Annotated in this window: 29 protein-coding genes; 2 read left to right on the top strand and 27 right to left on the bottom strand. The window is 59.6% G+C overall.

Features of this window, described 5'->3' with window-relative positions; genetic code table 11:
• The first annotated feature begins 41 nt into the window (after positions 1–41).
• The gene (locus tag HV681_RS06725) at positions 42–353 is read left to right on the top strand and encodes a hypothetical protein (RefSeq protein ID WP_254594906.1); all 312 of its coding nucleotides are present in this window, start codon (positions 42–44) and stop codon (positions 351–353) included.
• A gap of 594 nt (positions 354–947) precedes the next feature.
• Here the strand turns inward: HV681_RS06725 and HV681_RS06720 are convergent.
• From HV681_RS06720 to HV681_RS06595, 27 genes are all read right to left on the bottom strand, one after another.
• Positions 948–1,694 (bottom strand): hypothetical protein, encoded by a 747-nt coding sequence (locus tag HV681_RS06720; protein WP_175122340.1) that lies wholly within the window; start codon positions 1,692–1,694, stop codon positions 948–950.
• Positions 1,691–2,743 carry a GSCFA domain-containing protein gene (locus HV681_RS06715; RefSeq protein ID WP_175122339.1) on the bottom strand — a complete coding sequence of 351 codons (1,053 nt, stop codon included), beginning with the start codon at positions 2,741–2,743 and terminating at the stop codon, positions 1,691–1,693. The genes HV681_RS06720 and HV681_RS06715 overlap by 4 nt, the downstream gene beginning before the upstream one ends.
• Positions 2,744–2,931: 188 nt before the next feature.
• A complete protein-coding gene (lysC, locus tag HV681_RS28155; protein WP_437340377.1) occupies positions 2,932–3,171 on the bottom strand; it encodes an Rz1-like lysis system protein LysC in 240 nt (79 codons plus the stop codon).
• Positions 3,068–3,478 (bottom strand): hypothetical protein, encoded by a 411-nt coding sequence (locus HV681_RS06710; RefSeq protein ID WP_175122338.1) that lies wholly within the window; start codon positions 3,476–3,478, stop codon positions 3,068–3,070. Before HV681_RS06710 ends, lysC begins: the two co-directional genes overlap by 104 nt.
• On the bottom strand, positions 3,457–3,951 hold the full coding sequence (locus tag HV681_RS06705) for a lysozyme (RefSeq protein ID WP_175122337.1): 495 nt from the start codon (positions 3,949–3,951) through the stop codon (positions 3,457–3,459). The genes HV681_RS06710 and HV681_RS06705 overlap by 22 nt, the downstream gene beginning before the upstream one ends.
• Complete coding sequence (locus HV681_RS06700) at positions 3,948–4,232, bottom strand: hypothetical protein (RefSeq protein WP_175122336.1); 285 nt, start codon at positions 4,230–4,232, stop codon at positions 3,948–3,950. Before HV681_RS06700 ends, HV681_RS06705 begins: the two co-directional genes overlap by 4 nt.
• A gap of 222 nt (positions 4,233–4,454) precedes the next feature.
• Positions 4,455–5,204 carry a hypothetical protein gene (locus HV681_RS06695; RefSeq protein WP_175122335.1) on the bottom strand — a complete coding sequence of 250 codons (750 nt, stop codon included), beginning with the start codon at positions 5,202–5,204 and terminating at the stop codon, positions 4,455–4,457.
• Complete coding sequence (locus HV681_RS06690; RefSeq protein WP_175122334.1) at positions 5,204–6,913, bottom strand: sialate O-acetylesterase; 1,710 nt, start codon at positions 6,911–6,913, stop codon at positions 5,204–5,206. The genes HV681_RS06695 and HV681_RS06690 overlap by 1 nt, the downstream gene beginning before the upstream one ends.
• A 64-nt stretch (positions 6,914–6,977) precedes the next feature.
• Positions 6,978–9,869 carry a host specificity factor TipJ family phage tail protein gene (locus tag HV681_RS06685; protein ID WP_175122333.1) on the bottom strand — a complete coding sequence of 964 codons (2,892 nt, stop codon included), beginning with the start codon at positions 9,867–9,869 and terminating at the stop codon, positions 6,978–6,980.
• 337 nt (positions 9,870–10,206) lie between these two features.
• Complete coding sequence (locus tag HV681_RS06680; RefSeq protein ID WP_254594905.1) at positions 10,207–10,725, bottom strand: DUF1833 family protein; 519 nt, start codon at positions 10,723–10,725, stop codon at positions 10,207–10,209.
• Positions 10,718–11,080 carry a hypothetical protein gene (locus HV681_RS06675; RefSeq protein ID WP_175122332.1) on the bottom strand — a complete coding sequence of 121 codons (363 nt, stop codon included), beginning with the start codon at positions 11,078–11,080 and terminating at the stop codon, positions 10,718–10,720. The genes HV681_RS06680 and HV681_RS06675 overlap by 8 nt, the downstream gene beginning before the upstream one ends.
• A 131-nt stretch (positions 11,081–11,211) precedes the next feature.
• Positions 11,212–14,037: a phage tail tape measure protein gene (locus tag HV681_RS06670; RefSeq protein WP_175122331.1), complete on the bottom strand. Its 2,826-nt coding sequence runs from the start codon at positions 14,035–14,037 to the stop codon at positions 11,212–11,214.
• 2 nt (positions 14,038–14,039) lie between these two features.
• Entirely contained in the window at positions 14,040–14,339 is a 300-nt protein-coding gene (locus tag HV681_RS06665) for a DUF1799 domain-containing protein (protein WP_175122330.1), read from the bottom strand.
• Between the two features lie 8 nt (positions 14,340–14,347).
• On the bottom strand, positions 14,348–14,659 hold the full coding sequence (locus HV681_RS06660; protein ID WP_175122329.1) for a phage tail assembly chaperone: 312 nt from the start codon (positions 14,657–14,659) through the stop codon (positions 14,348–14,350).
• Positions 14,659–15,312, bottom strand: coding sequence for a phage tail protein (locus tag HV681_RS06655; RefSeq protein WP_175122328.1), 654 nt, complete (start codon positions 15,310–15,312; stop codon positions 14,659–14,661). Before HV681_RS06655 ends, HV681_RS06660 begins: the two co-directional genes overlap by 1 nt.
• A 61-nt stretch (positions 15,313–15,373) precedes the next feature.
• Positions 15,374–15,733 (bottom strand): DUF3168 domain-containing protein, encoded by a 360-nt coding sequence (locus HV681_RS06650; RefSeq protein WP_175122327.1) that lies wholly within the window; start codon positions 15,731–15,733, stop codon positions 15,374–15,376.
• A complete protein-coding gene (locus HV681_RS06645; protein WP_175122326.1) occupies positions 15,723–16,220 on the bottom strand; it encodes an HK97 gp10 family phage protein in 498 nt (165 codons plus the stop codon). Before HV681_RS06645 ends, HV681_RS06650 begins: the two co-directional genes overlap by 11 nt.
• Complete coding sequence (locus HV681_RS06640; RefSeq protein ID WP_175122325.1) at positions 16,213–16,563, bottom strand: head-tail adaptor protein; 351 nt, start codon at positions 16,561–16,563, stop codon at positions 16,213–16,215. The genes HV681_RS06645 and HV681_RS06640 overlap by 8 nt, the downstream gene beginning before the upstream one ends.
• A complete protein-coding gene (locus HV681_RS06635; protein WP_175122324.1) occupies positions 16,560–16,979 on the bottom strand; it encodes a head-tail connector protein in 420 nt (139 codons plus the stop codon). The genes HV681_RS06640 and HV681_RS06635 overlap by 4 nt, the downstream gene beginning before the upstream one ends.
• 2 nt (positions 16,980–16,981) lie before the next feature.
• Complete coding sequence (locus HV681_RS06630; protein WP_175122323.1) at positions 16,982–17,449, bottom strand: hypothetical protein; 468 nt, start codon at positions 17,447–17,449, stop codon at positions 16,982–16,984.
• Between the two features lie 65 nt (positions 17,450–17,514).
• Positions 17,515–18,750 (bottom strand): phage major capsid protein, encoded by a 1,236-nt coding sequence (locus tag HV681_RS06625; protein WP_175122322.1) that lies wholly within the window; start codon positions 18,748–18,750, stop codon positions 17,515–17,517.
• A 68-nt stretch (positions 18,751–18,818) separates the two neighbouring features.
• Complete coding sequence (locus HV681_RS06620) at positions 18,819–19,559, bottom strand: head maturation protease, ClpP-related (RefSeq protein WP_175122321.1); 741 nt, start codon at positions 19,557–19,559, stop codon at positions 18,819–18,821.
• Positions 19,525–20,745: a phage portal protein gene (locus tag HV681_RS06615; protein WP_254594903.1), complete on the bottom strand. Its 1,221-nt coding sequence runs from the start codon at positions 20,743–20,745 to the stop codon at positions 19,525–19,527. The genes HV681_RS06620 and HV681_RS06615 overlap by 35 nt, the downstream gene beginning before the upstream one ends.
• A 119-nt stretch (positions 20,746–20,864) precedes the next feature.
• A complete protein-coding gene (locus HV681_RS06610) occupies positions 20,865–22,568 on the bottom strand; it encodes a terminase large subunit (RefSeq protein ID WP_175122319.1) in 1,704 nt (567 codons plus the stop codon).
• Positions 22,569–22,571: 3 nt separating this feature from the next.
• Positions 22,572–23,111, bottom strand: coding sequence for a terminase small subunit (locus HV681_RS06605; RefSeq protein ID WP_175122318.1), 540 nt, complete (start codon positions 23,109–23,111; stop codon positions 22,572–22,574).
• A gap of 239 nt (positions 23,112–23,350) precedes the next feature.
• Entirely contained in the window at positions 23,351–23,518 is a 168-nt protein-coding gene (locus HV681_RS06600) for a hypothetical protein (RefSeq protein WP_175122317.1), read from the bottom strand.
• A complete protein-coding gene (locus tag HV681_RS06595; protein WP_254594902.1) occupies positions 23,518–23,769 on the bottom strand; it encodes an HNH endonuclease signature motif containing protein in 252 nt (83 codons plus the stop codon). The genes HV681_RS06600 and HV681_RS06595 overlap by 1 nt, the downstream gene beginning before the upstream one ends.
• Between HV681_RS06595 and HV681_RS06590 the strand changes: the two genes are divergently transcribed.
• On the top strand, positions 23,768–24,916 hold the full coding sequence (locus tag HV681_RS06590; RefSeq protein WP_175122020.1) for a hypothetical protein: 1,149 nt from the start codon (positions 23,768–23,770) through the stop codon (positions 24,914–24,916). The two genes, HV681_RS06595 and HV681_RS06590, sit on opposite strands and share 2 nt — an antisense overlap.
• Positions 24,917–25,036: the final 120 nt, after the last annotated feature.

Here is a 25,036-nt window from a genome sequence, read left to right as displayed (position 1 = left end):
CCATATACTGTATATTAATACAGCAATATCGCAGCAGAATCATGCTTTGCTCCGTCGTCCGCACCCACTACCTCGGCCAGAAGCGCCGGGACAATGACCCCGCACCAGCCGTGACTGGCACGGTGCGTATGTACTCGATCACGCGTGAGGACCTTCGGCGCCAGGTGCGCATCATGACGATGGATGGCTTGGCCAAGTTTGGCGCGACGGCGAAAGGGCCGATACCCGACCTGCTCGAACCAGAGCTACTGACCTTCTGTTCCGATAGGGGAATGATGGTCTGCGGCTTCGAAGAGATCGACGGTCGGCGCTACTACCAAGGATGGTGGATGCAATGGATTCAACCAGGGTAGCCGTTCACCACGCGGACAATAGTAGATTTATTATGGTCTATCCGTGCGGTCCATCTTACCCTCAGCGATCGCGCCGCCCGTGCCGGCGGATAGCTGCGCGATTCACCCGGGCTTACAGCCCGGGCTTTTTTTGGGCGCTTACGAGCTCGCTGGCCAGTCCTATCATCAAAGATGCGCCTCGACGTGGATCGGCTAGTGAAGTGCACGCCGCGCAATGAACCGCCGCACGCGCCTCCGCCTAGTGCTTGGCCGGGAAGTCAGCAGGCCAACGCATCGGGCGAGGATAGTCTTCCTCGGGCTTCTCGCGAGAGTCATGGTCGGGCTCAGGAGTTTGGTCGGGACTTTGTGATCGAGCCGGCTTGTCACCTGGCTCGTTGCCTGCGGGGAGTTTCATCGGGAGCCTCCAACGCGGCGTAGTGGTGAACTATGTTCCCACACGCAAGTGGCGATCCCAAGACGCGATCAGACTAGTGAATGCGGAGTATTTGTGACGGCAGTTAGCACCGCACCGAGGCCCCTCTTCGAGGGTAGGAACCCGAATCAGAGAGGCCGATGCACTGACCGGCCAAATTGAAACAAAGACCGGCGCCGGGCCTAGACGCGTAGGGCTGTGGCTAAGCTGGTAAGGACTGCGCCGGCGTAGCGTTCGTTCGCATGAAAGAAGTCGCCACGAGAAAAGAGGGAGTCAGCGCGATTGTCGTTGGGGTCCGCAAGCCCAAATTCAGACAATGTGAAATGTTCTGACGCGAGCGTTTCCGTTGGTTGTCCCAGCACAGTGAATCCGTCTCCCCTCAATCTCTCGACGGTTTCTGAATAGATCCTCAAAACACGCTGCAGCGCGTTCTGCCTCAGGGCATCCGCAAAGACTTCTGTCCGCCGTAAAGAGCGAGTTGCGGCCCACTCCATAGGCAAAGGCTGGGGCACTAGCACGATAGGGGCGTTACTGAACGAGCGCAAAGCCCGCACTATGCGAACAGCTTTGCTATCCAAGAGGATCGACTGCACTGCCGCATCGAAAAATGCGTCTGACACCAAATATTTCGCTTTGGAGTTTGGGTGGCCGTCTGGCGCGTAATCACGGAACATCTCCACACACCGCCCAAACGAAAAACCCATCGCGTAGACTGCGAACGCATCGTATTTCTGAGTTCTGACAGGCACAAGTCGCGCCATCATCACATCATCGATTTCTACCGCGGCGCCTACTTCTCCGGCGATTTTCAAAGAGGCTTTACCCGTGGCCCTTTCGAGGAAGAAATCAGCTTCAAACGCCCCCGTACCATGGCTCAACAAGCTATAAGCCCCACTTGCGTGAGAGTTGCCAATCACACAAAGTTTCATGATCCGAACGCCTCCAGCATGACCTCTTCGCAAATTACATCGTCTTCACCCAGCAGCTTCGCGTCGGCAGGTGCGGACGCAGGCTTGTGTTCTGCAAAAAAATAAGTCATCGCAGTCTTCACACCCTCTGGCGTCACATTGCGCAGCCCAGAAGGCTCATCAAAGAATGATTGACCGGCCAAGACGTTTGTGATGATTTCGTAAGAGGGGAAGTAGTCCACGTTCTCAAACGTATTTGCCAGTTGGCCGGTTACGGCGCGCAAGACGCTCTTGGAATAGATCGTTGCCGGCAGTACGTGCGTGTCGGACGCGGTGGCAGCAAGCGGAACAGGAGACACAGTAACGAGGAATCGGACCGAGGGATTAATGGATTCAACCAATTCCTTGAATGCGACGAAATCCCCGTAAACCTCGTTGAATCCGAAGTTCACGAAACGGCAGGTTGTCGGGTCATAAGATCCCGCTATGGTGCCAGGTGCGGTGGGATAAACGGTACCCGACGCGATGTGCTCCCACGCTTCAGTAAGACCAAACGTGAAGATAAATACATCGCAATCTTCCAAGAGCGACTTCACCGCCTGAAGGTGCCGTTCCCTATGTCTCACAACGGCCGCCGGTGTTTCCAACCCGTTGGGCTCAACACTGGGGCGAAGGGCGTCGAAGTAACGACCATCTCGTTCCCACACGAAATCTGCCGGCTGGCGCTGGCCAAGCGCCTCTTGAGCCAGCTGCAGAAGCTGTCGAGCGTAGTAGATATTCCCGTAGCGGGCGGAATAAACGCCATAGCCATATGCGACTGCAACCGAGTCACTAACGCCGTCAGGAGCGGGCTCAACGTCCATGACGTTATACCCCAGAGCCTTCATGTTTCGGGCGATATGCTGAGCAAAGCAACTGCCGGCTGTCGCGATGTTGTCTTCTGGCGAAATGACGTACTTTTTTTTGTAGAGATCTCTGAGGGTCGCGGGCGTCTTGCCACCCACTGACGCCTTCCAAAACGCGCTTCTCGGTCGCCCCGCATAGGGAGACTGCTTCTGTCGATCTGTCATTTTTGGCCTCCCTGCGGAATTGGGGTGGGAATCGTAACATGCTGTCTCGGCCGAACACTTCGCCGAAGACTGCTGGCAGCGCTCCACCTACACGCTCAATTGCTTTCCGTCCCCAGGAAAGCAAGGGTTGTCCACGCGACCTCGATATCGTCATAAAGTACGATCAGAAACCTTGGGATATGAGGCAGTCATTTCAGCAGGCCTGCCGCAGGGACGGTAGCTTTCGTCCAACCGTCCACCACAGCCCGGTGTCGAGCGGCGCACTCCGCGTACTGAAACGCCAGCGCCGCATGCGCTTGCGCCAAATCATCCCATGACGAGGAGTCAACGTGCGAGATAGGTGGACACGGCGCGCTGAGGTTGACTGGCAGCGTTGGCCGCGTCGATGGCGTCGTTGGTTGCGCGCACCCGGCTAGGGTCGCGCACACAGTCAGCGGGCAAAGGACGCTCAACAATTTCACGGGTATACCTCTCGATGACCTGTGGCCGATTAGCGGCGAGTTGGTCGATGCGGGCCTGCAGATCGCTTGATAGCCCAGTCAGCCGCTCGGCCTCGGTCTTAAATTCCACCAAGCCGGCCACGCGGTTGGCCTCCTGGCATTCGGCCCGCCCGGCCGCGCGCTGGACGTTCCCGTACCAGACGAGGGCGCCCGCAGACCCAGCCATAAGCGCTGCACCCACCACGGCCGCCATTGCGTAGCCCTTCCAGCCTGTCACTGTTGCAAACAGACCCATGTGTTGGCCTCCCTTCGCGTCACCAGGCCCGGCAGAGTCACAAGCACGCCGCCCTGCCGCCCCTTGACCCAGCGGTTCAGTTCGGCGCAACCGCCGACATAGTCGCGCGCATTGAATTTGCGCCGCATGGTCGACGACGCCAGATTGCCGGCGCCCAGGTTGTAGGCAAAGTCGATCAGCGCCGCGCGCTGCCACTCGTTGAGCGGTACTTTGATCAGGCGGCTCACAGCCGCATCGGCCTCCGCAATGTCCGCATCGCGCCACGCGTCGCACTCGGCTTCGGTGTAGATCCGCGCCGGGTCGATATCCGACCCGGTATGCCCATCGCAAACTGTAAGCACGCCCACAGGATCGATGTAGGGCTTTCCGCGCGTTCTACCTGGCTCAAAGTGGGTCACCAGCACGCCCGCAATGGCAATGGCGCCAGCGCCCCCGGCCGCTAATAGCTTTCGCTTCAGGTCACCCAACATCATTTGATCCCCCTCCATGCCGAATAAGCAGTGATGATTGCCGTTCCCAGCCCCACGATGTAAGCCAGCGGCTTAGCCACCCTGCCCAACCCTTGCAGTACCTTGAACCCACCAGATAGCGCCTGGAACGTGTCAACGATGTCCTGCGTGTTCTGCCGGATCGTCTCGATCGAGGATGTGTTCCGGGCGGTTGCCTCAGCATTGCTTGCCATGTCCTGCTCCATCTGCACGACCCGAGCGTGCAGCGACTTGATGAAGGCGTCCGACAAATGTTCGTCAGCCATGAAACTTTCCTTGAAGCGACAACATTGCGTTCCTTCGAGACGAAAAAAAGCCCGCCGAAGCGGGCTCATTTCTTGGTTGAAAGATCTATTAGTGTTTAGCCGGAAAATCGCTCGGCCAATTCATGACGCCGTCGTCATTGAACGTAAACTTCATCATCTTCTATCCTCCTGATTAGTCTTCCCTTAAATGGGATATCGCCCTCTGAGGCACATATATTTTGACTATCCCATCGCGATGAGTTCACGCTCAATTGCTTCCAATCCTGACAGCAAGCGCGGGTCAGAAAGATCACGTAGAGAATAGAACCAATAGCCGATCTCGCCATTGAACCTGCTCGAAACCGTGCCGGTGCCGCCGATTTTCAATTGACTACCAGCGTTAGCCGCCGTTCGCCCCGCGTTTACGTAAGTCTGCACGCCGTTGCGACGTATCTGAACACCACGCTCTGTTGAAAACGTGACCGTAACCACTAGGTCGACCCCCACCAGACTGCCGGCGTTATCGGCCACATTTGAGGCGCCGCCAGCGGCAGTCAACACCCCAGAAGGGCCCAAGGTCACAGCACCCGTGCCGGTGATTGACGCATTTTGACTTCCAACCAGCGCCCCACCTGTGCCAATCAACTTCGCCCTGCACACAAGGGTGAAGGCCGAAGGGTTGGCAGCCGCTGCGCTCCCCGCTGACAACAGAAACGTGCCCGGCAACACGAACCTGCCTGCCGAAGTTGACAGCACACCAGAACCCGTCGTCAGCCAGCGAAGATCTCGCTGTCTGCGATCGCGAACGCCAACGCCACCGGGCCCCAGTAGTGCCATACTCGGCGAGATCATGTAATCGAAGAAAGGCCTCCCTTCAGGATCGGCCAGATTGGCAAAAAGCCGATCGACATGGGAATCTGCCGGCATCATTCCCTGTCCAAATCTCGCTGCAAGGCTGGGCTGCGTCTTCTCAGTAAAGCGAATGGTATGCATCAGAACTGCTCCGAAAAATGCACGCACCAGTTGTAGAGCGGCGCACCATCCGTGAAGGATGGCGTGCTATCGCTGTCTCGCAACGAGCCGATCGGCCCATCGCCTGGTTGTCGGGGGCTGCTTTGATAGCCTCGCATGGCATATCTCAAGAAGCGGTTTGTAGTCAGCGGTGCGGCTGTTTCTATGTGGATAGAGTCAGGGCCTACGATCTCGATGCTTGCAATACCGACATTTGCACCCGCACTTCGCACATCGAACCCCCAATCCCCATGGTCAGGCATCGAAAGATCGTGAACAATCGGAGGCTGGGGAACATGGAACCAAACGTCGATGCCCTTCTCACCATCCCACCTAATCATCTTTGGCATGAGCGGCCGCCAACTCCCAACGAGCCGCACATAGTTCAATGCCTTGGCGAAGTACTCGCCCAATTTCACATTTCCCCTAGATGAGTAATGCAGTAGGTCATCTGAATAAGGAAGGTGATAGCCGGCGCACACCAGATGAAAGCGCGGATGCTGTTTACACACGTTGTAAATCCCCATCGCACCGTCCACACTGGCAAAAAATGATGAAGGTTGAGCCATCAGAATCGGTGGAAGATGCTTTTGGCCTGTACGCGCCAAGATTGCGGTCGTAAGGGAACCGGCATATACGTCGATCAAATTTTCTGCATAAGCTGTGTTGCCCGCGTCAGCCTCGCCCTCGACCGTAGCGATGGCCTTGACGGAATACGATGCGCCTAAGGCCTCCGCAATTGCGACCGACCGGTCGAGCGCTGTGAGCGTGTTTTCATAAGGTATCGTCCCAGGGCTGCGGTTCCCCAGCGACGCGCCGCCTTTCGCGGTGCTCCAGGAAAGTGTTCGCCGAACCGATCCTTCTTCTGCCTGACGCAACGCGATAGCGAATGCCATACCTTCGACATGCGTTGTTCCCGCTCCCGAACCGAGATCCATGGACACTAACGACTGGAACCCTTCGAATGCCGCAGGGTCAAGAGGCCCATAATCTTCACCACCAGCTGTTCCGCAAACCACGTTCATCCCAGGTCCCGCGGGCATTAGGACAGCATTGGGATAGAGCGCATCAGTGGTTGTGGGATCCAAGGGCAAACCGCGGGCGCCGCGCGCGTTGCTTTGCCCCTGTATAACAAGGCCATCTATCTCGCTAAAGCCGCCGACTTGCTCCACGGCGGAAATACGCCTCTCATGGCTTTCAAGGACATCCCCGCCGCCAACGATTCTGCGGTCCGGGTCGACAACGATATCTTGCGCCTGCTCATCCCACGAAGAAATGAGCACGCGGAATGGTGTCGATCGGGCCATAACCTGCGTTTCAGTCTGCACTAGGTCCGAGCGAACCGCCTGCACCGCAGCTGATGTGGCGGGTTGAACTTCCGACCATTCCCAGCTGGATCCTGTCCAGACGTAATCTCCGTTGTTTAGGACTGTTGGATCTTTGACTACCCGGCCCGTAGTTGGAACTGGCTGGCTGGTATCCGCGTCCATAACGGCTTTCGTCAAGTAGGTACGCAGATTTGCAGCTGCTGACGCGGCGTCGAGAGCCTCCACACGAATTGTCGCGAGATTCTTCACGTCAACGCCCACGCGATTGATATTGGGTTGGCCGGCGGACCCTGTCGCAAATTTCCTTAACGTGCCGGCGTCTAAGCTGGCGACTTTTAGTTCCTGTGGGGTGATATAGCCCATGTGTGACTCGCAAAAAAAAGCCCCGCTCGCAAGCGGGGCTGAATGGCTTCAATGAGAGATCAGGTCAAGCGTGGAAATCCAGATCGTTCTGGTAGTACCTGGCGTCGTAGTTGATCGCCTTTAACGGGACAGTCCCGTCATCATTGGGTTCGTTCTTCTCGGTCAAGATGAACGGTTTGGCCGTGCGGTCATCGCCGGCCTCGGTAATGATGTACCCGGTCGCGTTGTACCCCGCGCCTCGGCAGATGACCGGTGCGCGCGGTATGCGCTGAAGGAGGGCCAGTCGCGGGCTTCCACCAGAAGCTACCGCCATGCTTTCGACCAAGCCGTCGCCTCCCTGTAGGAAAATCACATACGGACCATCGCCCCAGTTGAACGGTTGCGACAACGTCACGAGCCGACTGTCTTCCTCATCCACGTCAAGAATGTCGCCGTCCTGACTGAGCGCCAGCGTGTTGTCCGCGCATAGCACTCGCTCGCTTACCCGCAGCAAGTTTGCCTCGGGTAGCGCGTCAAACTCAGTGGCTTGATCGTGATAGCGGATCTTGTTCCACCGCCGGTAGGCATGTATGTGTGCCTGCTCTTGCATTCTGACGCCGACCGATTCGACCCTAAGCGGATTGACCGCGGACCGATCCTCCGGCAGATAGATCGTCACGGGCGCATCGTTTGCGGGGTCGATCCATTGAAACTCCACGCCGTCGTACTCCTCATCGCTGCCATCGGTACGCTGTTCAGAACCAGGAAGTTTGTTCCGGTGATTGAACAAAATGGTTGAATCGTCAGTGGCACGCTCAAAAAACAGGCGTATGACGCTGCCTCGCCGGTACGCGCGACAGAACACTGCCTCCGCAATCATCGCGAGTGTTTCTTCGAAACTGAGGTTGTCGCTGTCGATGGTGTAATCGAACCGCGCAACATCCACACCAAAATACTCGCGTATTTCGTCCGCTGTCGCGTAGATGTTCTCGAAATCCACTTCCGCCGGCGTCCTATTTCCGATAAGAGGGTCTAGGCATACCGCCGATATGATGTCCGCAACATCAGTTGTCGGATACAGCTCGGTCGTGAAAGTTGCGCCCGAAACCCGCCGAGGCAATTTGCGCGTCACAAGGAGGTTCAGCTTTCGCTCCTTGACGGCCAAAGCGCCATCTGTCGCCAGCGTTACCGATTGCACCGTGGTGACGTCGCCGAAGTGTGCTTGATCAACCGATGAACATGCATACAGATCCCGCCACTTGATCTCGTCGACAACCGACCCTTCAAAGTCAGTATCAGAATTGGTCAAGCGCCTGGCGCGCAGGCGCCACCGCGTGCTGGCCGACCCTGACAATTGCGCGTCCAAAGTGTCCGCCCTTACAGATCGCGTGACCGCGGATCCCTGGATGGTGCGCTCAAACGCAAGAACATCTCCATGTGGAACCCCTGATGCGTCGAGCCGCTGGGCTTCGATTCGATACACCACATCACGACGATATTGCTGCCGGCCATTGTCCTTGTAGAGGCCATTGAGTGCGATAACGTTTGAAATCAGCCGTGTGATCGGACGCACGCTTTCCACGCTGAACCACCCAACCCAACGCTCGCCGGTCGTGCTTATCGTGGGGTTCATCACAACTGATTGACCACCATATTCCGCTTGCATAACAGTCCAGCTACTGTTTACACCGGCGGGGTTGTTGAGCGTCAATAGTGAGCCAGTTACCGTTGTGATGGTGTACTGCCCGGATAAGTCGAACTGAACAATGTCCGAAGGTCGGGTTAGCACCGGTGACCCTGTTACACCGGCGGAAGCGTTTCTGAAAGCAGCCCATGCGGCAGAGTTCTGAGCGACGTCCAAGCGCAACCGGGTCACATCATCGATGGGGTCATAAGAGGAGCTTAAAATCCCGTAGATGCCAGTAACATTACTGGAAACCGTATAGGGAATGTCCGCATCCCCGCCAGTCGACGCCGTCCACGTGACGTAACCGTTCGACAACGTAACAATTTGGCCGGCGGCCCACGAAGCAGCCTGATCTCCAGCGAAGGCAACAACCCCCCATTGCGATGAAGGAGAGTTCTCAGACGCGAAAAGAGCGCCACCAGGCGGCGTGTAGGAGAACGTCCCTTGAGATTGAGCAGCGTTGGTGACCGTGATTACATCACCGGGTACGAACAACTCCGCGAAGTCTAGATCGGCGTCTTGCGAGGCTATTTCGTTCGGAGAACGGAACACCATTCCGCGCCGGACCACGCTGCCATAGTCTTGCGGCAGCAAGCTCTGACCGTTCACGCTGTTCGCTCGCTTCGCGGTCGTGACCGGGAGATTAATCGCGTTGCCTATCCGAAGCTGCGGAGCGTGCCCACTGTTAGGAGAGGTGAACGGCGCGTAGATCTCCACGGAGGCTCCCGGAATTTCCTCGATCAAAGTCGTGTCATCGCGCGCATCATGTGCCTCGTATGCACCCCGGCCCACGCACATGAACGCCACTTCCTTCTCTACATGGTTCTCGAAGACCAGATAGGGCCTCGCTAGAAGGTCCGGTGTTGAGCGGACTTGCCCGTATATGTCTGGAACGCGCCCATTGACTCGCACCTGGTTCGTGCGTTCGGATAAGCCATTGTTGGGCGATTCGTTCTGGACATTCCGTGCGGTTTGATTCGGCGGATCTTGCGCCAGGATAGACGTCAATATCATCGACGCCACCGATGTGACCAGTGCCACCGCTAATGCCGGCAGAAACATGGGGCCAAGAGGATAGGCTTCTACGACGAACGGGCCTGGAAGCTGGCGCAGCTCCGCGATGTCTTGCGGCTGGCGCGGCCTCACCGATCGACCGGTAGCCATGTCGGTGATCCGGCAGCCCGGGGGCAACCTCGGACCCAGCTCCGCCTTAAGGAAGGCATGCAGGTCAGCCACTTCACGGGTTTCGCGCTTACCGTCCGGCGCGCGATAGAGATGAACGGTCGTCATGCGTAGAACCTCATATTTCGGTACAACCGGGTCTGGGCTTCAACTGGGAAAAATGATGGCCCAGACTCGTTGTTCTGTAGAAGCCGTCCTCTGACGCAAACCGCGATATGTGCTTCCCCGTACAGCGTCTCCATGAGCGCGATAGACGGAAACTGCGAAGGACCCTGCACCTTTCGCATTCCCCGGAACAGCTCGGCCAGCCGACCTGCTGCTATGTCTCGCTCATTGACCTGGCGAAGGCGGCGGTCTCCGGTCAAATGTTCCCAAGCGTCGGCTGCGAAATGCAGGCAGTTGTACGAGTTGAGGTCATAGCTTCGGATGAGAAGAAAATCGATGCTCATAAATAGCCCAACAGCATTGGAAACAGATCCGTGCGATACAGCATGCCGGTCTTTGTCAGGTTCGCCTGTGGAGCCGTCCCGTCGAACTGCGCACCGTCCCGGTTCCTGGTGATCTTCCGCGCTTGTAGCGAGATCGGTCCGACCATGGGCACCTCCAGATCATCGGAGCGGTAAGCGCGATGGATCACCGTCGGCGGGATGGTGCGAAGAGTTCCAGCCCGCCTAGCGCGCTCGATCTCATCGGGAAGGATTTCACCCAGATCCCCGAGCGTCACGGCGATCCCGAAATCGAGATTTCCGCGATCACCTAGCGGTTGAAGTCTCATGGGAACGTATTGCCAGAACACCAATTCTCCCGTCTCCAAGCGCCCCCAAAAGCCTTCACGGTAGTTTGGCTGCAGCCGCCATACTTGCGAGAAAGCGGGATGGCTGATCTCCAACGTCTGAAGCTCCGCGATGCTTGGAGGTGCCCCGAAGTAGAAATCCACGTATTGGGCGTCGTTCGCGCTAATCATGAGGCAGGTCCTCATTCACCAACTTAGCCAACAGGCTCAGAATCTCCTTGGCGGCCGGCAAGCTGCCGTAGACGGCGAGCATGTTTACCAGCGAGCCCCAATAATCTAGATCGGCGTCATCGAATTCAGGCAGCGTGTCCACCTCAAGCTGAAACGAAACCGACCAGCCACCGCCACCGATGGGGACCGGCCGCGCCGTTTCTGGCATGAAATGCGCGACGTACCTTCGACTGGTGCTGCTATCAATCACCATATCCGCGTGAAAGGGGCCGCCGCCCAAACGGCGCATGTTTCGCCAGAAGCCCATCAGCATGTCGTACTCCTCTCCGAAGACGACGTAGGTGACGGCAACCATGTGCGGTGCGCCTTGCACGCCAGCTCGATATCGGCCGCTCCCGCCTTCTAAGCCAATGCGCTGAGACCCATCTCCGAGCGCTGGCGCGTACCCGGCCCGCACCGGGCGAAATGGCATTACAGGGAAGTCGCTCATCGCTTTCGCTCTGTTTTGAAGTTCTTACTCATAGCGCGCGCCCCCCGAGAGTTAGGCCGGCCCAATTGCGATTCCATCATTTGGGGGCCTTGCGAAAAGACCTGGTCTCGCGCAATCAAGACAACATCGTCTCGGGTCAACTGCTCGGCGCGGTACTCCTGCGGTGTGCCGTTGTTATGGATCGTGATTCTTGGCATTTGCTGCGGAACCGCTGACGAAACCGAACTCATCAAGGGCTTGGTGAAGCCTGCGTCAAGTCCGCCCAGGGCGATCGGTGCGCCAGCGTTCATTGCATCCAACGCTTGCCGTCCAATGCGGGATGTCGCCGCCGCGTTCAGCACGTACTCTTGGCCGTGAACCAGGCCAGTGATCTTGTTTCGAGGCGCATCCCCGGTGTATCCCCCGCCGGAAAGAAACATGAGTCCATCCCCAGCTCCTGCCACGTCCGCGGCGGTGGCCCCGCCAATACCCGCAGAAGCGCCGCCTAGGCCACCGACCAGCCGGCTAAGCATCCCGACTATGGCTTGCCGCGCAGCGATTCTCGCAAGGTCCGAAATTATGGAAGTCGCAAAGTCCTTGAACGACAGCTTTCCGGTCGTCGCGAAGCGGACGATCGCGTCTTCCATACCCTGAAAGGCGTTGGAGAACAGCGCGTTGGTCTGCCCTGCAATGTCGGAAGCTGAGTCAAGATAGTTTTCCAAGGCTGAGGTAGCGCCGTTTCTCCAATCGCCCTGGGCTTCCCGGACCTGGTCGAAGTACTTTTGCTGCATCTCCAGGCGGAGCTGCAGATGCTCCTGCAAGAGCGCGGTTTCGCTTTGATATGTCTCCTGCGAGATTTGGCCCGAGGCCATCGAGCGGTCAAACTGCGCTTTCTGACGTTGGTAATCCCGCAGAATCCCTTGACGGGCCCGCAGCTCCTCCTGCGCGCGATTTCCTCGGCCCAGGCCCGCCACCTGATCGTCGTACTGCTGTTGCTCCAGATCACGCGATCCAGCCAGACTGGCGCGTAGCGCTTCGACCTTGGCAGTTTCCTGTTTGGTCCGTAGCTCCTTCTCAGCTGCCACGTTCAGATCGAGCTGGCGACGCAGCAAGTCCTCCTGGGCGAGTAGGCTCTTCTGATCCGCCGTCAGAACTTTCTTGTCCTTCAGGTCGGCAATCTGCTGCTCGAACTCGGCACGCTTCTGCCCCCAGGTGGCCAGCTTTCCCTCGCTGGTGATCTGGGCAAGCAAGGAGGCTTCAGCCTCGCGGTACTGCTGCAGGAGCTTGGTCGCGGCGTCCTCCGTGTACGCCTTGACTGCCGGGTCCTTGTACTTGTCGTTGATCTGGTCGATCAGCTTTTTCTGTGTCTCAAGGGACGCCCCGGTGATATCGGCGTCCTTCTTGACCTGTGCAATCTCACGCTCGCGCTTCTGCCGATTGGTCTCGGTTTCCTTCGCGAGAGCAGACAGTCGGGCCGCGGCGGCGATCTTCTCGGCTTCCTGGCGCTTCTGCAGGCCCACGATCGCCGCTTCATCGGCCTGCTGCTGAAGCATTGCTGTTTCAGCTGTCAGTCGGCGGCTCTCCTGCTCCAGCGGCCGGGCGCGCCGGCGCGCACCGCGACCGCCGTCCCCGAAGAACGCCTGCGATTCGTCCGTCTGCGGAGTCGCGTTAGCGCGCATCTGGACCAGTTCGGCATTGACGGCGCGCAGCTTGCTGGTGAGGTCGTCGAAGCTGGGAGCACGGCCCAGGCTTTTCATCGCCTCCCAGGCGCTGCTGGCGCCTTGCTTGACCGCATCCCAAGCCGTCTCCAGCGTCCCCAGGTTCTCGCGCACTTCCGCGGCTTGCTGCTTCACAGCGTCCGCATAGGTGCGCTGCGCCAGCGCCGCTGCTTCCTGGCTGCGCCCCTGCCGCTCCAGGCTTGCGATCTGCTGATAGGTCTCCAGCGTCAGGAAATGCTGCTGCTCGTTCAGCGCGGCGATGGCCTCCGCCGGCTTACCGCGCAGCGTTTCGAACTCCTGCACCGTGTCGGAAATGGCCTTCCCGGTGACGCGGTTCATCTCAACCGCCGCTTCTCCGACCACTGCGAAGTTCTGCCCGGCAATCTTGCCCGAAGCTGCGATCAGGTTGAGCGCATCGACGGCCTTCCCGCGAGACCCCGCCACGTCCGCGATGCGCGTGGCCAGGTTAGACATACCGGCGGCAGTCTGCCCGGCAGCGTTGCCGCTCAGAATGAGAGTGTCGGTGAATTCTTGCTGCTCGCCCTTGCCCGAAGCGAGAGCGGTTGAAAAGACGGCGACCGCCGCGGCGGCGACTGTCCATGGGTTCACCAGACCCATGATCGTGGAACCCAGGGCACGCGCCGCCGGCACGATGCCGCCGAACATATCCTTCAACTGGCCGCCCTGTTGCAGCAACACCGTAAGGGGCTGCTGGCCGCCCTGCAACGAAACCACGATGTCCGTGAGCTGCGCCGGCACGCCGCGAAGCGCCGCTGCCTGCTGTGCGGCGCTCACCCCGTACTGATTCATCTGCTTGGTGGCGCCAGCCGCCGCGGAGCCCGTTGCAGAAAGCTTCGTCTTCAGTTCATCCAGGATCGACGTTGGCACTCCGCGCAGGGAAGCGTTGTAAAGGATCTGCTCCTTTCGAGTCATGCCAATGGTGTCGGCCTGCCTCACCAGTGCATCAACACGTCGACGCTCAGCAGCTGCCAGCTTCGTGTAGTCCGCCTGCGCAGACTGAGACATGTCGCTCGTTCCGCGCTTGGCCGAAGCAATCGCGGCGTCAAACTGCGAGGTATCGACGACGATATCTAGCCGCGCGGTGCCAATGCTTTCCTGTGCCATTTTCAACTCTTATGGAATATTTCCAGGGCAGCCCGCTCGATGATCCGGAGAACGGCCATGATTTCCTGCTGCTCCGCCCTCGGAGTTTCTCGACGGTCCAGGTCGAGGTACAGCACCCCGTAATCCAGACCTATCGGCCCTCCAGCCCCTACACGCCACTGCGTGTAGTTCCGGGTGAACAGGCTGAACGCAGGCACATGCTCGGCCCAAAGCTCGACCGAGGGCCGGGCGAAGTACCGAAGCTTCAACCCCGCCTTTGCCAATGTCGCGGCCGATGGCGGCTCCCAAAGGAAGGCCGCCACCGCCCGCGTCAGGCTTTTTTTCGTTCGACGTTGATTGCTTCGTTGTATGCGCTGGCGATAGCCAGATCCGCACCCGGCTGGTGCTCACGCAAAAGCTCAATTGCTTCCTTGCCGACGGGCTGATCCGCATCCCAGGAATCGAGCAGTGCCACCAGCAGGTCGGCGATGGTGATTTCACCTTCATGGAGCTGCTTCATCAGCGCTTCGTACTCCGAGCCGGTCATGTGGCGATAAACCACGTTCAGAGCCTGCTCACGGCCCTGGCCGACGATGGTGATCGTCGCCGGAATGGTAGGGTTGGCTTTGATCTGAAACGTCATTACGCGCTCTCGTAGGTGACCGGATCCGCGATAAGCGACAGCGTGAACGTGTTTTGCAGGTTCACGTTCTGGCCGCCGGTCGGATTTTTGTTGAAGGACGGATAGCCGTAGTAGTACGTGATAGCGCCATCCGGATACTTCGTTTCCAGGACGACTGGGATACGCAGGCGGTCCGCCTTGACCAGCGCCGCATACCACGCCTTGTTGAGGTCGTAGTCGAGCGTGTAGGTAAGCACCGTCGGGCTCTTGACCGTCGGCTTCTGCCGTTGCTTTGCGCTCGGGTCCTCGACGTACTGGAACTGGTGGTATTGCTGCTCACCACCGGTGATCTGCACGTCCGTGATCTGATCCAGGCTGAACCAATCGGTGACCGGCTGGTAAGAGCCCGCCCCGCTGCCTGCGGGGTGCAACCGCAGGTCCGTTGTGTCCGCGCCCTCCAGCTTGAAGCCGTCCGCGGTGGCGCCAGTGGCGCGGTAAACAGCCTCGGTCAAGGCGGCCCAGCCGGAGTCGATGACCAGAATGTCGCCGTCCTCCGGCGGGGTGACGGTAGACGCGAGCGGATCGACGCCGTTCGCAATCGAAGAAATCGCCACAGCCAGGGCAATCGTTTTCGAAACCCGGAACTGCGACCCGTTGATGAAGATGGAAGCCATTTTTGTTCCTCAATGGAAAAACCCGGCGCGAGGCCGGGTTCGATGTAGAAGCAGGGAAAATTCAGGAAGGAAGGAACCAGATACCGAAGTCCTGGCGGGTGCCGTACTTCTTGATTGCCTCTTCGTAGAGGCTGGTGGGCGAGCCGTACGGCTCAACAGCAGGAAAGTCGCTTTCGCACAAGGCGGTGCCGATCTGGTCAGCAATGTCACTTGCCTGCGCCCGCGTGGCGGCCCAGACAAACACCTGCAAGCGCTGGTTCCTCTTCTCGCGGCGCTTGCCCTCGACGTACCAGCGCTCTTGCCCGCCCGCGCCCTGGTAAACGATCAGCGGGAACTCCGGCTTGTCCGGTGTGACGTCCGGATACGCGCGTCCGCCGACCAGCGGACCCAGAAGCGATTTCAACTTGGACTCAAGGGTCATCGTTCACCTCCTGCCCGGTCAGAAGCTCAGGCAGGCGCTGCCGTCCGCGCTGAATCATTGCCGCTTGAGCACGTTCCGAGGCGGCTTCATACGCCGGTCGCAGGAACGGATAAGCGGGCACCCACCTTGGCCTTGCCAGCCTGCGACGCTTGTCCGTGACATAGCTGCCGTCCGGCTTGCGGATCACGGCATAGATCTGCCAATGCCCGAACTCCACCAGGTGGCCGTGTGGCGCCTTACGCTTGTTCCAGGTGACGGCGTACTGCACTTCCTGCTCTGTTGAGTGCCGCTCCCGGAAGGCAAGGTAGATGGCGGCACCTAGGACGCCGTTGTGCGTGTTCACCCGCGCCTTGGCCTCATCCCGCAGCACCTCGCCGCCAGCAACGGCCATCGAGCGCGCCAGGCTGACCCGTGCGGGCCCCAACAGCCGATCCAAACCCGCAGGCCACCCGGACGTATCAAACGTCGCCTGTAGCCCCTTAGCCATCGCTGCCTCCCTGCTGGCAGATTACGAACGCCTTCCTGCGGTCTCTGAAGTCGCGTGTAATCCCCTTGACCTCGAAAACATCGCCGTCGTGCAGCACCCGCATTCCCTCAATGATGCCCAGGGCCCTGGCCGCCTCGAAACTTACCTCTAGGCTGTAGCGCGCAATGGAGGAGGACACATTGCCCTGGAGGCTTGACCGGATCGCACCCAAGCCCGTCTCGTTCGCAATGCCCGCCCAAAGGGGGCCGACATCGACCCATTCGTCCAGTGGTTGACCTGCATCATCCACTGAGCCAGAGCGTCGCTGAACCAGGATGCGGCGATTTCGCGCGCGGGCGGTCATGGCAGCACCCGGGTATAGGGGAAGACCAGGCGCGCAAATCCCGGGTTCTCGTGAAGAACCTTTTCGCCCGCTGCTTCGGGGTGTTCCAGCATGTCTCCAACCAGCATGACAATCGCGAGCTTCAACGGCTCCGGGACAGGACCGGGTTTGGTCGTGAACAGCACCGGGTACGCGCCCGGCTCACTGGAGGTTTCACCGGGCCAGATGGGCAAGGGCGATTCCCGGCCGCCGACCGGCGTCCACTCGTACGATGCCTCGGCCAGTGCGAAACTCGTCCGGCGCTCGACCAGCTCGCGCGCCGCCGTAATGACGCCGGGAATGGCCTCGTCCAGCGCGTCGTGGTCAATGTGCAAAAGCCGCTTCGCCTGCTCCACGCTCACGGGCTCGGCAGTCGCGGCAGTGATCAGGCGCAGCATCGTCAGCCTCCAGCCGATTCCACCGCTTTCGGGTGGGGGTCGATGTATCCGGCCCCCTTCAGAGCCGGAACATGTTCAGTGGCGAACTCGCGTACTTCGCCGCACTTGCCATAGATGCTGTCGTGCAGCACCAGAGCCCTCACCCATTGGCGAGTGCCCTGTTCGTGCGCCAGTGGCGACAAATTGGCCGCGCCCGGCGTTGTCGCCACTGGCGCCGTCGTGCCCACCTCACCAGCCGCCGCGTCCGCTGCGCCTGCCTGGTTTGGCTGAGACGCAGGGATTTGGGGTTCACCACTTGGCGCGGCTGATTGAGTGGCCTGCGGATCAGCCGCGCCCAGCGTTGTCGTCGCCGGGGCGGTCGTGCCGACTTCACCGGTGGCAGCAGCGGGTGCGCCCGCCTGGTCCGGCAGAGCGGGCGTGACTTGGGGGCCCGCACTCCGCGCGGCCTGGGCTGTCGTTTTTCGTGCCATGATTTTTCCTTGAACGAGAAGGCCAGCGGGCGAATCCCGCTGGCCTGCGATCACCCGGAGGCGGTTTAGGCGGCCGCGCCTTGCTGGAACGCCTTCACGGCGCCCCCGACGTCGACCAAGTTCCCGCCCGACCGCATCCATGCCAGGAAGCCCACTTGGCCCTTCTTGACGTACGCAGAATCATTGAAGCGGAACAGCGTGATAGCCATCACGTCGCGAATCTTGTACAGGCTGAAGTCGCCGAACAGGATGGACTTCGCGCCAGCAGCCGGCACCGCCAAATGCTGGTTGATCTGGATCGCACGATTCAGCAGCCGGTCCGGGGCACCCCCGGGGTTGCCCTGGTCGTATCCCGGCACGAAGATCGGACGCCCTTGTTGGTCTTTCACCTTGCGAACCAGCTTCAGCATGTCATCGTGGAACATCCACTTGGCGCTGAGCCGATATGCGGGGTCCACGCTGTGCTCCAGGTCGACCAGGTCGTCGTAGGTGATGATGGGGATCGCCGACACAGCGCCGATCTTTCCCACCGCCGCAGCCGTCGCGGCACCCATCGGCTGACCGACGCCACTGCCGACGGTGTAGTGGCGATTCGTGACACGGCCCAGGCGGGTGTTCAGCCGCTTGTTGATGAACCCGGCGATGTCGGAGGAGGAGTCTTGCAGCAGTTCCCAGGGAACCGTCACCACCTTGGAGCTGTATTTGTAAACCGGCAGGCCCTTGGTGCCGAAGGTCACATCCTCGTCGGATGCGGACTGGTTCTCGGCGACGATCTCCCCTTCCTCGTTGGTGCCGTCGCTAGTGGGGTACTGCATGGGCTCGCCGCCGGACGTGCGAATGATGTCCGCAACTTGGCGCATGCCGCCAAACTCCTTGAGCGCGTCCAGAATTTGGGTCGCGAGCGTCGTGGGGACGGTGTAGCCGCCCTGCTCCGGATTGACGTCCGGATTGCCCGACATGGCACCGCGCACCTGGCGCCAATCTTCGGCGGACAACGCGCTGTCACCGCGGCGGGCCCAGCGGTCGAACAGTTGCAGTTCCGACGACATACCGGCGCCACGGCCGCTGGCTTCGACTTCACGCACGCCCGCGTCGCGCAGATCATTGTCTGCAGTCAGGTCCATCATCTTCTGATGGCGCGCGATGGCAGCATCGATTCGCTCGATTTCCGCCGTGTTTTCGTCGTATTTCTTTTGGTGCTCGGCGTTCCAGTTGGCGCCGGGGTTGTTGTCCAGCAGGGCGCGGGTTTCCTTGGCCAGCGCGTTGCGGCGCTCCCGCTCGGCTTGAAGATTGAAAGCCATAATCTAGGTTCCTTCAGTCGAAAAAAAACCGCCTAAAGGCGGTGGGTTGTCCTGCGTGCGGGAGCCGCTTAGGCAGGGGTGGCCTCGATCAGCGAAAACCGCCGCTCAAGATCGTTTCGCAGAGCTTTGACCTCGGCATCATCCACAACGGGAGATTTCGGCTCGGTCAGCGCCTTAGGCGCGTTCTGGTAAGCCGCCAGATTCCATGCATTAGAGGTGGTCGGCTTCTTCGCAGCGGCGTCAACAATGCGATCTACGAAGCCATGCTCCAGCGCTTCGTCGGCGCTGAACCAGGTCTCTGCATCCATCCAGGTCTTGATTTGATCTACCGTCTGCCCGGACCGAGCCACGTAGTCGGCGGTGATCGAACCGTCCACTTTTTCCAGCAGGTCGGCCGTCTCCCGCATGTCCGCCTTGTTGCCGATGGCAACCGTCCATGCGTTATGGATCATGAAGAACGCCCCCTGCGAGATCTCTACCTCGTCGCAGGCCATGCAAACGTCGGTCGCCGCGGAAGCGGCCAAGCCGTCCACATGGGCAACCACCTTCGCCGAATGCTGACGGATGGCCGTCATCATCGCTCGGGCGTCGAACACATCGCCCCCCGGGGAGTTGATACGCAGATGGATAGTGTCAGCCTTGACGCCCGCGAGCGCCTTGGCAAACTCAGTCGCGTCGATATCTCCCCACCAGCCGCCGATCACGCCATGCAGGTAGATCGTGTGCTCGCCGTCGCCCGCCTCAGCGCGCAACGGCTTCGACCCGGCGGCGTTATCACGCGCCAGCTGAAGCAGTTTCGGAAGTTTCATTCTCGGTTTCCCTGTCTTGCTCGTTATCGTCCTGGGTATCGCGTTGTGCTTGCGCGCCGGCCAGCGTCGGCCGGTCGAAATCGCCGCCCAACGGTTGGAGGTTTTTAACGCGGCGCACTTCGTCCACGCTCATCCAGCCCTGCGTGCCGGGGCCGCCCAGCGCCTTAGCGAAGTACTCGGCCTGCGCCTTGGAATCACCCGCCATGAGCCCATCCGTGTTGTGCTCGGTGAAGTATCGGGCGGTGCGGAACAGCTTTCGGTTCAATTCGCCCTTGATCCGCTTCAAGTGCGGAGCCAGCGTGTATTTCACAAAGCCGATACCCATCTGCTCGATACCGCTGCCCCAACTGCTGGACTTCGTCATCTCGCCAATCATGTGCGGCGGCACGCCGAAGGCTCGCGCAATGTCGATCACCTGCCATTGGCGGGATTCCAGCAATTGCTGGTCCACCGCCGACATGGTTAGTTCCTTGACATCCAACCCTTCGGTCAGAATCAGCGGAATGCGGCGGTTACCCTGAATGCCGCCATACTTCGCAATCCAAGCGGCGCGAAAATCCTCTTGCATGTCCGGAGACATGGCGGCGGGCGCCTTGATCGCCACCTCGGGCTTGCCGCCTTCGCTGAAGAACTTCCCAGCATGCTCGTCGCCCTGGATTGCGATGCCAATGCCGTTGCGCGCCCCCCACTGAATCACCGACATCGAACTGATGCCGTTGAAACCGAAGCCCGGAATGTGGATCACGTCGTCCTGATCGACAGTGAAGAATCCCTTGTCGTCATAGAACGTGTATTGCAGCCGCCGAAGCTCGCGCGCACTATCGCGCTCCTGTTCGCGGATATCCACCCGGGATCGCGGCCATGGGATCAGGTTGGTCATCATGCCGGCGCGGTTTCGAACGATGTATGCAATTCCATCGCCCCTCAACAGCATCTGCGTAACCAGGAACTCCCACGCCGCAGAAGCCACCCAAGTTGGGCAGCACTGCTCATTTAGCGCCCACCAATAGGCGTGATCCACCTGCTGCCGGGCGCCCCCCACCCGCTCAAATACTGGAAGCGGCAACTGGGCGATGGACCCCGCGATCAGCGACACGCAGGCGTAGACCGCCGACACCCGCATAGCGGTCTGTTCATTGACCACCGCCCCCGCCGCGGTCCGTGGATCGCCGAAGATCTCGAACATGCGGATATCAGACGATGAGACTGTCTCACCGTCCGCCAGGTTGCCAATTGCCGGCTCTTGTCGGCTGGTGGGCTGCGCCGGCTGGCCGTCCGAGCCGAAAAATCTGGAAAGTAGTCCCATCACATCACCACGAATCCCTGTTGAATTTTCTTAGGCCCGGCCAACGGGTTGAGCGCCATGAGTTGCGCTGCGTCGAGGAGGGCCATGAGCGGGTCAATCTTTGCGGAACCGCTGGCCTGCTTGGTGATGAGGATCGAATTCGCGCGCTGCTCGATGCGCGCATTGCCCACCGACCACGCCATCATTGGCCGCCCCCCATGCAAAAAGGTGCCCTCGGCGAGCTTTCTCTCGACGGTCTTGATCGTGCCGCCAAGCCGCCAACCCTGCGATACGCCGACAAGCAGTTCCTCGGGGATTGCAGCCTCAACAAATGCCTCGGCAAATGTGATGCCGCTAGGGTCAGTGCCGACGCCCTCCTTTTCAGGAAACAACCCCGCATCGAAAACTCGCCGGACAATTCGGGCTAGGTCGGCTACGTCGTCCCCAATCTTTTGGACAATGACTAGGTCGCCTTCATGCTCAAAGTCGCGTAGGCGAGGCGCAATTTCTTTCCGACGCTCCAGCACAGAAGGGTGCGCCCAGGCCCGCCCCCAGTGGAGCCACCGCCCGGTCCCAACTTCCCTGCCAACCAGGCTCAGCCCCAACAGATCGTCCAGGCCGCCGCCGTCGATGCCGCCGGTCACCACTTCCACCCGCCGTAAGAAGTCCTCCAACCGGCGTAGAGATGCGTCGGCTTGAGCCTGCCAGTGGTCAGCACCTGCCCAACGGTCGGAACGAAGGTTGAGCCCGATTTCGACATTCAGGTGCTTGGCCAGGAACTGCTGGAATGCTCCGTCCGTTCTGGCCTGCAATAGCTTGAGCTGATCCCCCAACCATTCGGCGCTGACCGAGCGGCCGAGGTTCGGATTGGTGACGTAGAAGTTGGCCGGGTCGAGATAGGCTTTTGCCTCGACCATTTCTTCCGGAAACTCGTACAGGATGCCCAGCGTCTTCGGATCGACCACCCGCCCGTCTCGCACGTCGCGCCAGTAGGCGAGCTTTTCTTTGAAGACACCCGCCGGCGGATCGTCGCTCTGTGTGGTCAGGTAGATTACCCAGCCTTCATCACGCGATATTTGGCCGCCGAGCGCCTCCAGGAACATCGCCACCGCGTTAGCGCGCTTGCCGAATAGCCACAATTCATCGACCAAGATGCGGCCGGACTTCTTGCCCGATACCGTATCGGTGTCGGCGGCCACCACCTTGAGGCTATTGCGCGTCGTCCGGTGAGTGATGGTGCGGATGTGGTCCTGAACGTGGAACATGTCGGACAGTTCCTCGTCCGCCCGAATCATCGCGGCTGCTGGCTTGAAGCTGTTGTCTGCGACTTCCTTGGTCGGGGCCAGGATCAAGTGTTCCTCTTCCTGGCGCCAGCAGATGATTACCGCCGTCAGCATGATGCCGGCGGCAATAGTCGATTTCGTGTTCTTCTTGCTGATCAACAGGCCATATTCCCGGATCCGTTGCTTGCCGGTGGCGGCGTCATATCCGCCGAAGATCGCCCGCACAAAGTCGAATACCCATTCTTCGGAGCACTCCCCGAAGGTCTGGTGTCGGTACGCCCCGATGGCCTCGTCGTAGACCTGCGCCAGATCTACGACCTTGAGCTGCTTGAAGATGCCAAGCGCATATTCGGCCTGGTCGGGGTAGATCGGCGGCGGAATGATCGACTGTCGTGTGCGCAGGCGTTCCGCCCAATCAGGGCACGCGGTTGTCCAGGCCATGGTTTACCCCTTCCCGACAACGCGTAGATGCGTGGGAGGCGGTGGCGGCGCGAATCGCCCACCGGTAGCAGCCTTGTTTGCCGCCTCCTGCTTCGCGCCCTTCTTGCCCTGTTCCGCAATTTTCCCGTGCGTGAACGGCATAAGCGCTTTCGCGGCCTCCAGCCGAAGTTTCGGTTCTTCCCCCGCGTCGTTCATGATCGCCACGAGAACAGCCCGCGGATCTGAGGTAAGCCCGAGAGCTTTCAGGCCGATTCCGTCGATGAGATCTGTGTCGGCAGCTGTGGCTTGCGGTCCGCTTGCCGGAGAATCCGTCTCCTTGGGATTCGGTGATTCGGCCTTTTTGTTAATCCGATTTTTGTTAACTGATTTGTTAACCTCGGCAATGCGCCCCACGGCGGCCAGAACATGCTTGTCACGCATCAGTCGGGCGGCTGCTTGGGCCGCCCCGTTTTCGCTGTAACCCGCATGGATAGCGGCTTTCGCACCGGTTAGACCCGACAGCAGCGCATCGACGAATCGGCGCTTTTTGTCGGTTAATGCCATAGGTTTTGGTTAACAAGATTAGGTTAACAATTTTCCGAAACGGGGAAATTTTCTGTGCGTGAGGGAACAGGTGGTTTCCAGTGTCGAGCCGCCCTAGACTTTCGACCCGCCCCCCCTGCCTGCCGCCTGACCACCGGCCGCTGCCCCTCTGCCGATGCCCCAGGGAGCCACGCAGAGGCCATACTGGACGCGACGATGGACCGGGTGCGCCTCGGGCCCGGCCTCGATGCAGAGGCGTCCTACGCCTTCCTGCTGGCGTGGACGGACAGGCCGCGTCTGATCCACCGTTCCACCTTCGTCATGTCCGGGGTTGCGCCCGTCAGCCGTGCCGCGATGACGATGCCGACCAAGTACCAGCGGACCCACCACGCGACGCGCAGGGAAAGCTTGACCGTGACTTGCGCCATTACGTGCGGCTCCTGTATCCCATGTCCTGCCGCGTCTTAGCGTCGTGGCATCCCACCTTGCGCCCGTGCGCATCGCGCGAGACGCACAGCACCTGCGAGTTCTCATCGGTGTCCGCGCCCCCATCGTGCAGACTGACCTTGTGGTCCAGCTCGAACCCTTCGGGGTATGCGGTCAACGCGCCGCAGTGGGCGCAGTGCGGATCGGCAGACCAGACACGCAACCGGCGGTCTTGCAGCTTGCGGCCCGTCATGCGTTTCGCGCTGATCGGAGGAGCTACTGCCAGCCGCGAGCCCGCAATTGGCAGTCGCGGCTTAAGTGTTTTGATTTTCATCTTTCATTATTGGATGTTTTACCCTCGAGATCGGGGTCCCGTTCCGGGTCCAATCCGAGAGCTAGAACATTTAGCACCGGTGAAAAATACCCATTGCGAAGTAGATAAACACAGCGGTACAACCCGAAAATCCCGCCACAAATTGCGAGGTGGTGCCTTGAAAGTCTGGACGTCCATATGTTCCTCAGCCGCTGCCTTGATGTTGGTTGCCTGTTCCACAACCAATAGCGGAACCCCTTGCGCTATTGCTGCACCAGAAAGAACGCTTACCGACAAGAACGTCCTTCTCTCGGTCCAAACGGAGCTCAGTGCAAGCGTAGTTAAGGCGGCGAATCTTAGCCAAGCCCAATGGCGCAACCGATTCGAGGAGACTTATCAGACCGTGAAGGATCAAGACGCTTCCTGCTTAATGCTTCTTAGGACAGTAGCGTGCTTGTCCGAGCAAGGGCGTTCAGACGCCCAAATTAGCGAGTTCAGAACCTACCTGAAGGAGACCCATTCCTGCGAGCGGACCGATGAGGCGAAGCTGGTGGTGGACTCAGTAGTCCAGCAAATTCCCGCCCCCGGAAACTTGACATCAAACCCGCCGATCGCGATCGATATATTTGTCAGAAATTCGGGTGACAAGCCAGCGCAGATCTCTGTAGTCAAGGTCTGGTTCGACGAGAATTTAAGGAGCTCGCGCGGTCTAGCGTCCGTGGTCGAGTTAACCGAAATTTATGCGGTCACCGTAGACAGTACAGGCGCGATCGTGGCTGGTGCAAAATCCCAAATGCGCAGCCCTGCGAAAGCTTGGTATCCATCCGACGACCCGGTATTGATCGTGGAAACACCCGTGGCGCAAGTGCTCGGACCGAGATCGACTGATAGATTTCGCGTCACGTACACCTTTCTCGACGGAATGAAGAACAGGGGACCGCGCGAACAGGTGCGGGTAGTCGTCTTCTACAACAGTAACCGTTCTGCGGAAAGCAAGGTTATTTCCCTTGCACCCAGTGATACATGCGTGCCATTGCAAGTTCGCGGAGCTGATGGAGCTTTAAAGAACCGATCAATTTGTCGCTGACCTCCCGCTAACTAGGAGAGCTAATATGAGATGCGCAACTCAATTCAGCATGGCTCCCGTAGCTCTGCTAATGTTGTTAAGCGGCTGTCAATCCCCCCCCTGCAGTGTTGCGCCTCCGGC

It is taken from the genome of Achromobacter animicus (assembly GCF_902859585.1).
Classification (GTDB): Bacteria; Pseudomonadota; Gammaproteobacteria; order Burkholderiales; family Burkholderiaceae_B; genus Achromobacter; species Achromobacter animicus.
Note: the sequence above shows the minus strand (reverse complement) of the source record. Positions and strands in the feature narration are given on the sequence as shown.

Bases quoted from the DNA above. Each gene is read 5' to 3' on its own strand.
- HV681_RS06685 (WP_175122333.1), bottom strand. From the start codon at position 9,869: ATGACGACCGTTCATCTCTATCGCGCGCCGGACGGTAAGCGCGAAACC.
- HV681_RS06705 (WP_175122337.1), bottom strand. From the start codon at position 3,951: ATGATGTTGGGTGACCTGAAGCGAAAGCTATTAGCGGCCGGGGGCGCT.
- HV681_RS06595 (WP_254594902.1), bottom strand. From the start codon at position 23,769: ATGACGGGCCGCAAGCTGCAAGACCGCCGGTTGCGTGTCTGGTCTGCC.
- HV681_RS06680 (WP_254594905.1), bottom strand. From the start codon at position 10,725: ATGATTAGCGCGAACGACGCCCAATACGTGGATTTCTACTTCGGGGCA.
- HV681_RS06660 (WP_175122329.1), bottom strand. From the start codon at position 14,659: ATGACGTTTCAGATCAAAGCCAACCCTACCATTCCGGCGACGATCACC.
- HV681_RS06690 (WP_175122334.1), bottom strand. From the start codon at position 6,913: ATGGGCTATATCACCCCACAGGAACTAAAAGTCGCCAGCTTAGACGCC.
- HV681_RS06635 (WP_175122324.1), bottom strand. From the start codon at position 16,979: ATGCTGCGCCTGATCACTGCCGCGACTGCCGAGCCCGTGAGCGTGGAG.
- HV681_RS06675 (WP_175122332.1), bottom strand. From the start codon at position 11,080: ATGGTTGCCGTCACCTACGTCGTCTTCGGAGAGGAGTACGACATGCTG.
- HV681_RS06715 (WP_175122339.1), bottom strand. From the start codon at position 2,743: ATGACAGATCGACAGAAGCAGTCTCCCTATGCGGGGCGACCGAGAAGC.
- HV681_RS06695 (WP_175122335.1), bottom strand. From the start codon at position 5,204: ATGCATACCATTCGCTTTACTGAGAAGACGCAGCCCAGCCTTGCAGCG.
- HV681_RS06650 (WP_175122327.1), bottom strand. From the start codon at position 15,733: ATGACCCTTGAGTCCAAGTTGAAATCGCTTCTGGGTCCGCTGGTCGGC.
- HV681_RS06645 (WP_175122326.1), bottom strand. From the start codon at position 16,220: ATGGCTAAGGGGCTACAGGCGACGTTTGATACGTCCGGGTGGCCTGCG.
- HV681_RS06640 (WP_175122325.1), bottom strand. From the start codon at position 16,563: ATGACCGCCCGCGCGCGAAATCGCCGCATCCTGGTTCAGCGACGCTCT.
- HV681_RS06620 (WP_175122321.1), bottom strand. From the start codon at position 19,559: ATGAAACTTCCGAAACTGCTTCAGCTGGCGCGTGATAACGCCGCCGGG.
- HV681_RS06710 (WP_175122338.1), bottom strand. From the start codon at position 3,478: ATGGGTCTGTTTGCAACAGTGACAGGCTGGAAGGGCTACGCAATGGCG.
- HV681_RS06590 (WP_175122020.1), top strand. From the start codon at position 23,768: ATGCGTTTCGCGCTGATCGGAGGAGCTACTGCCAGCCGCGAGCCCGCA.
- HV681_RS06605 (WP_175122318.1), bottom strand. From the start codon at position 23,111: ATGGCATTAACCGACAAAAAGCGCCGATTCGTCGATGCGCTGCTGTCG.
- HV681_RS06600 (WP_175122317.1), bottom strand. From the start codon at position 23,518: ATGGCGCAAGTCACGGTCAAGCTTTCCCTGCGCGTCGCGTGGTGGGTC.
- HV681_RS06630 (WP_175122323.1), bottom strand. From the start codon at position 17,449: ATGGCACGAAAAACGACAGCCCAGGCCGCGCGGAGTGCGGGCCCCCAA.
- HV681_RS06625 (WP_175122322.1), bottom strand. From the start codon at position 18,750: ATGGCTTTCAATCTTCAAGCCGAGCGGGAGCGCCGCAACGCGCTGGCC.
- HV681_RS06610 (WP_175122319.1), bottom strand. From the start codon at position 22,568: ATGGCCTGGACAACCGCGTGCCCTGATTGGGCGGAACGCCTGCGCACA.
- HV681_RS06725 (WP_254594906.1), top strand. From the start codon at position 42: ATGCTTTGCTCCGTCGTCCGCACCCACTACCTCGGCCAGAAGCGCCGG.
- HV681_RS06700 (WP_175122336.1), bottom strand. From the start codon at position 4,232: ATGGCTGACGAACATTTGTCGGACGCCTTCATCAAGTCGCTGCACGCT.
- HV681_RS06615 (WP_254594903.1), bottom strand. From the start codon at position 20,745: ATGTTCGAGATCTTCGGCGATCCACGGACCGCGGCGGGGGCGGTGGTC.
- HV681_RS06655 (WP_175122328.1), bottom strand. From the start codon at position 15,312: ATGGCTTCCATCTTCATCAACGGGTCGCAGTTCCGGGTTTCGAAAACG.
- HV681_RS06670 (WP_175122331.1), bottom strand. From the start codon at position 14,037: ATGGCACAGGAAAGCATTGGCACCGCGCGGCTAGATATCGTCGTCGAT.
- HV681_RS06720 (WP_175122340.1), bottom strand. From the start codon at position 1,694: ATGAAACTTTGTGTGATTGGCAACTCTCACGCAAGTGGGGCTTATAGC.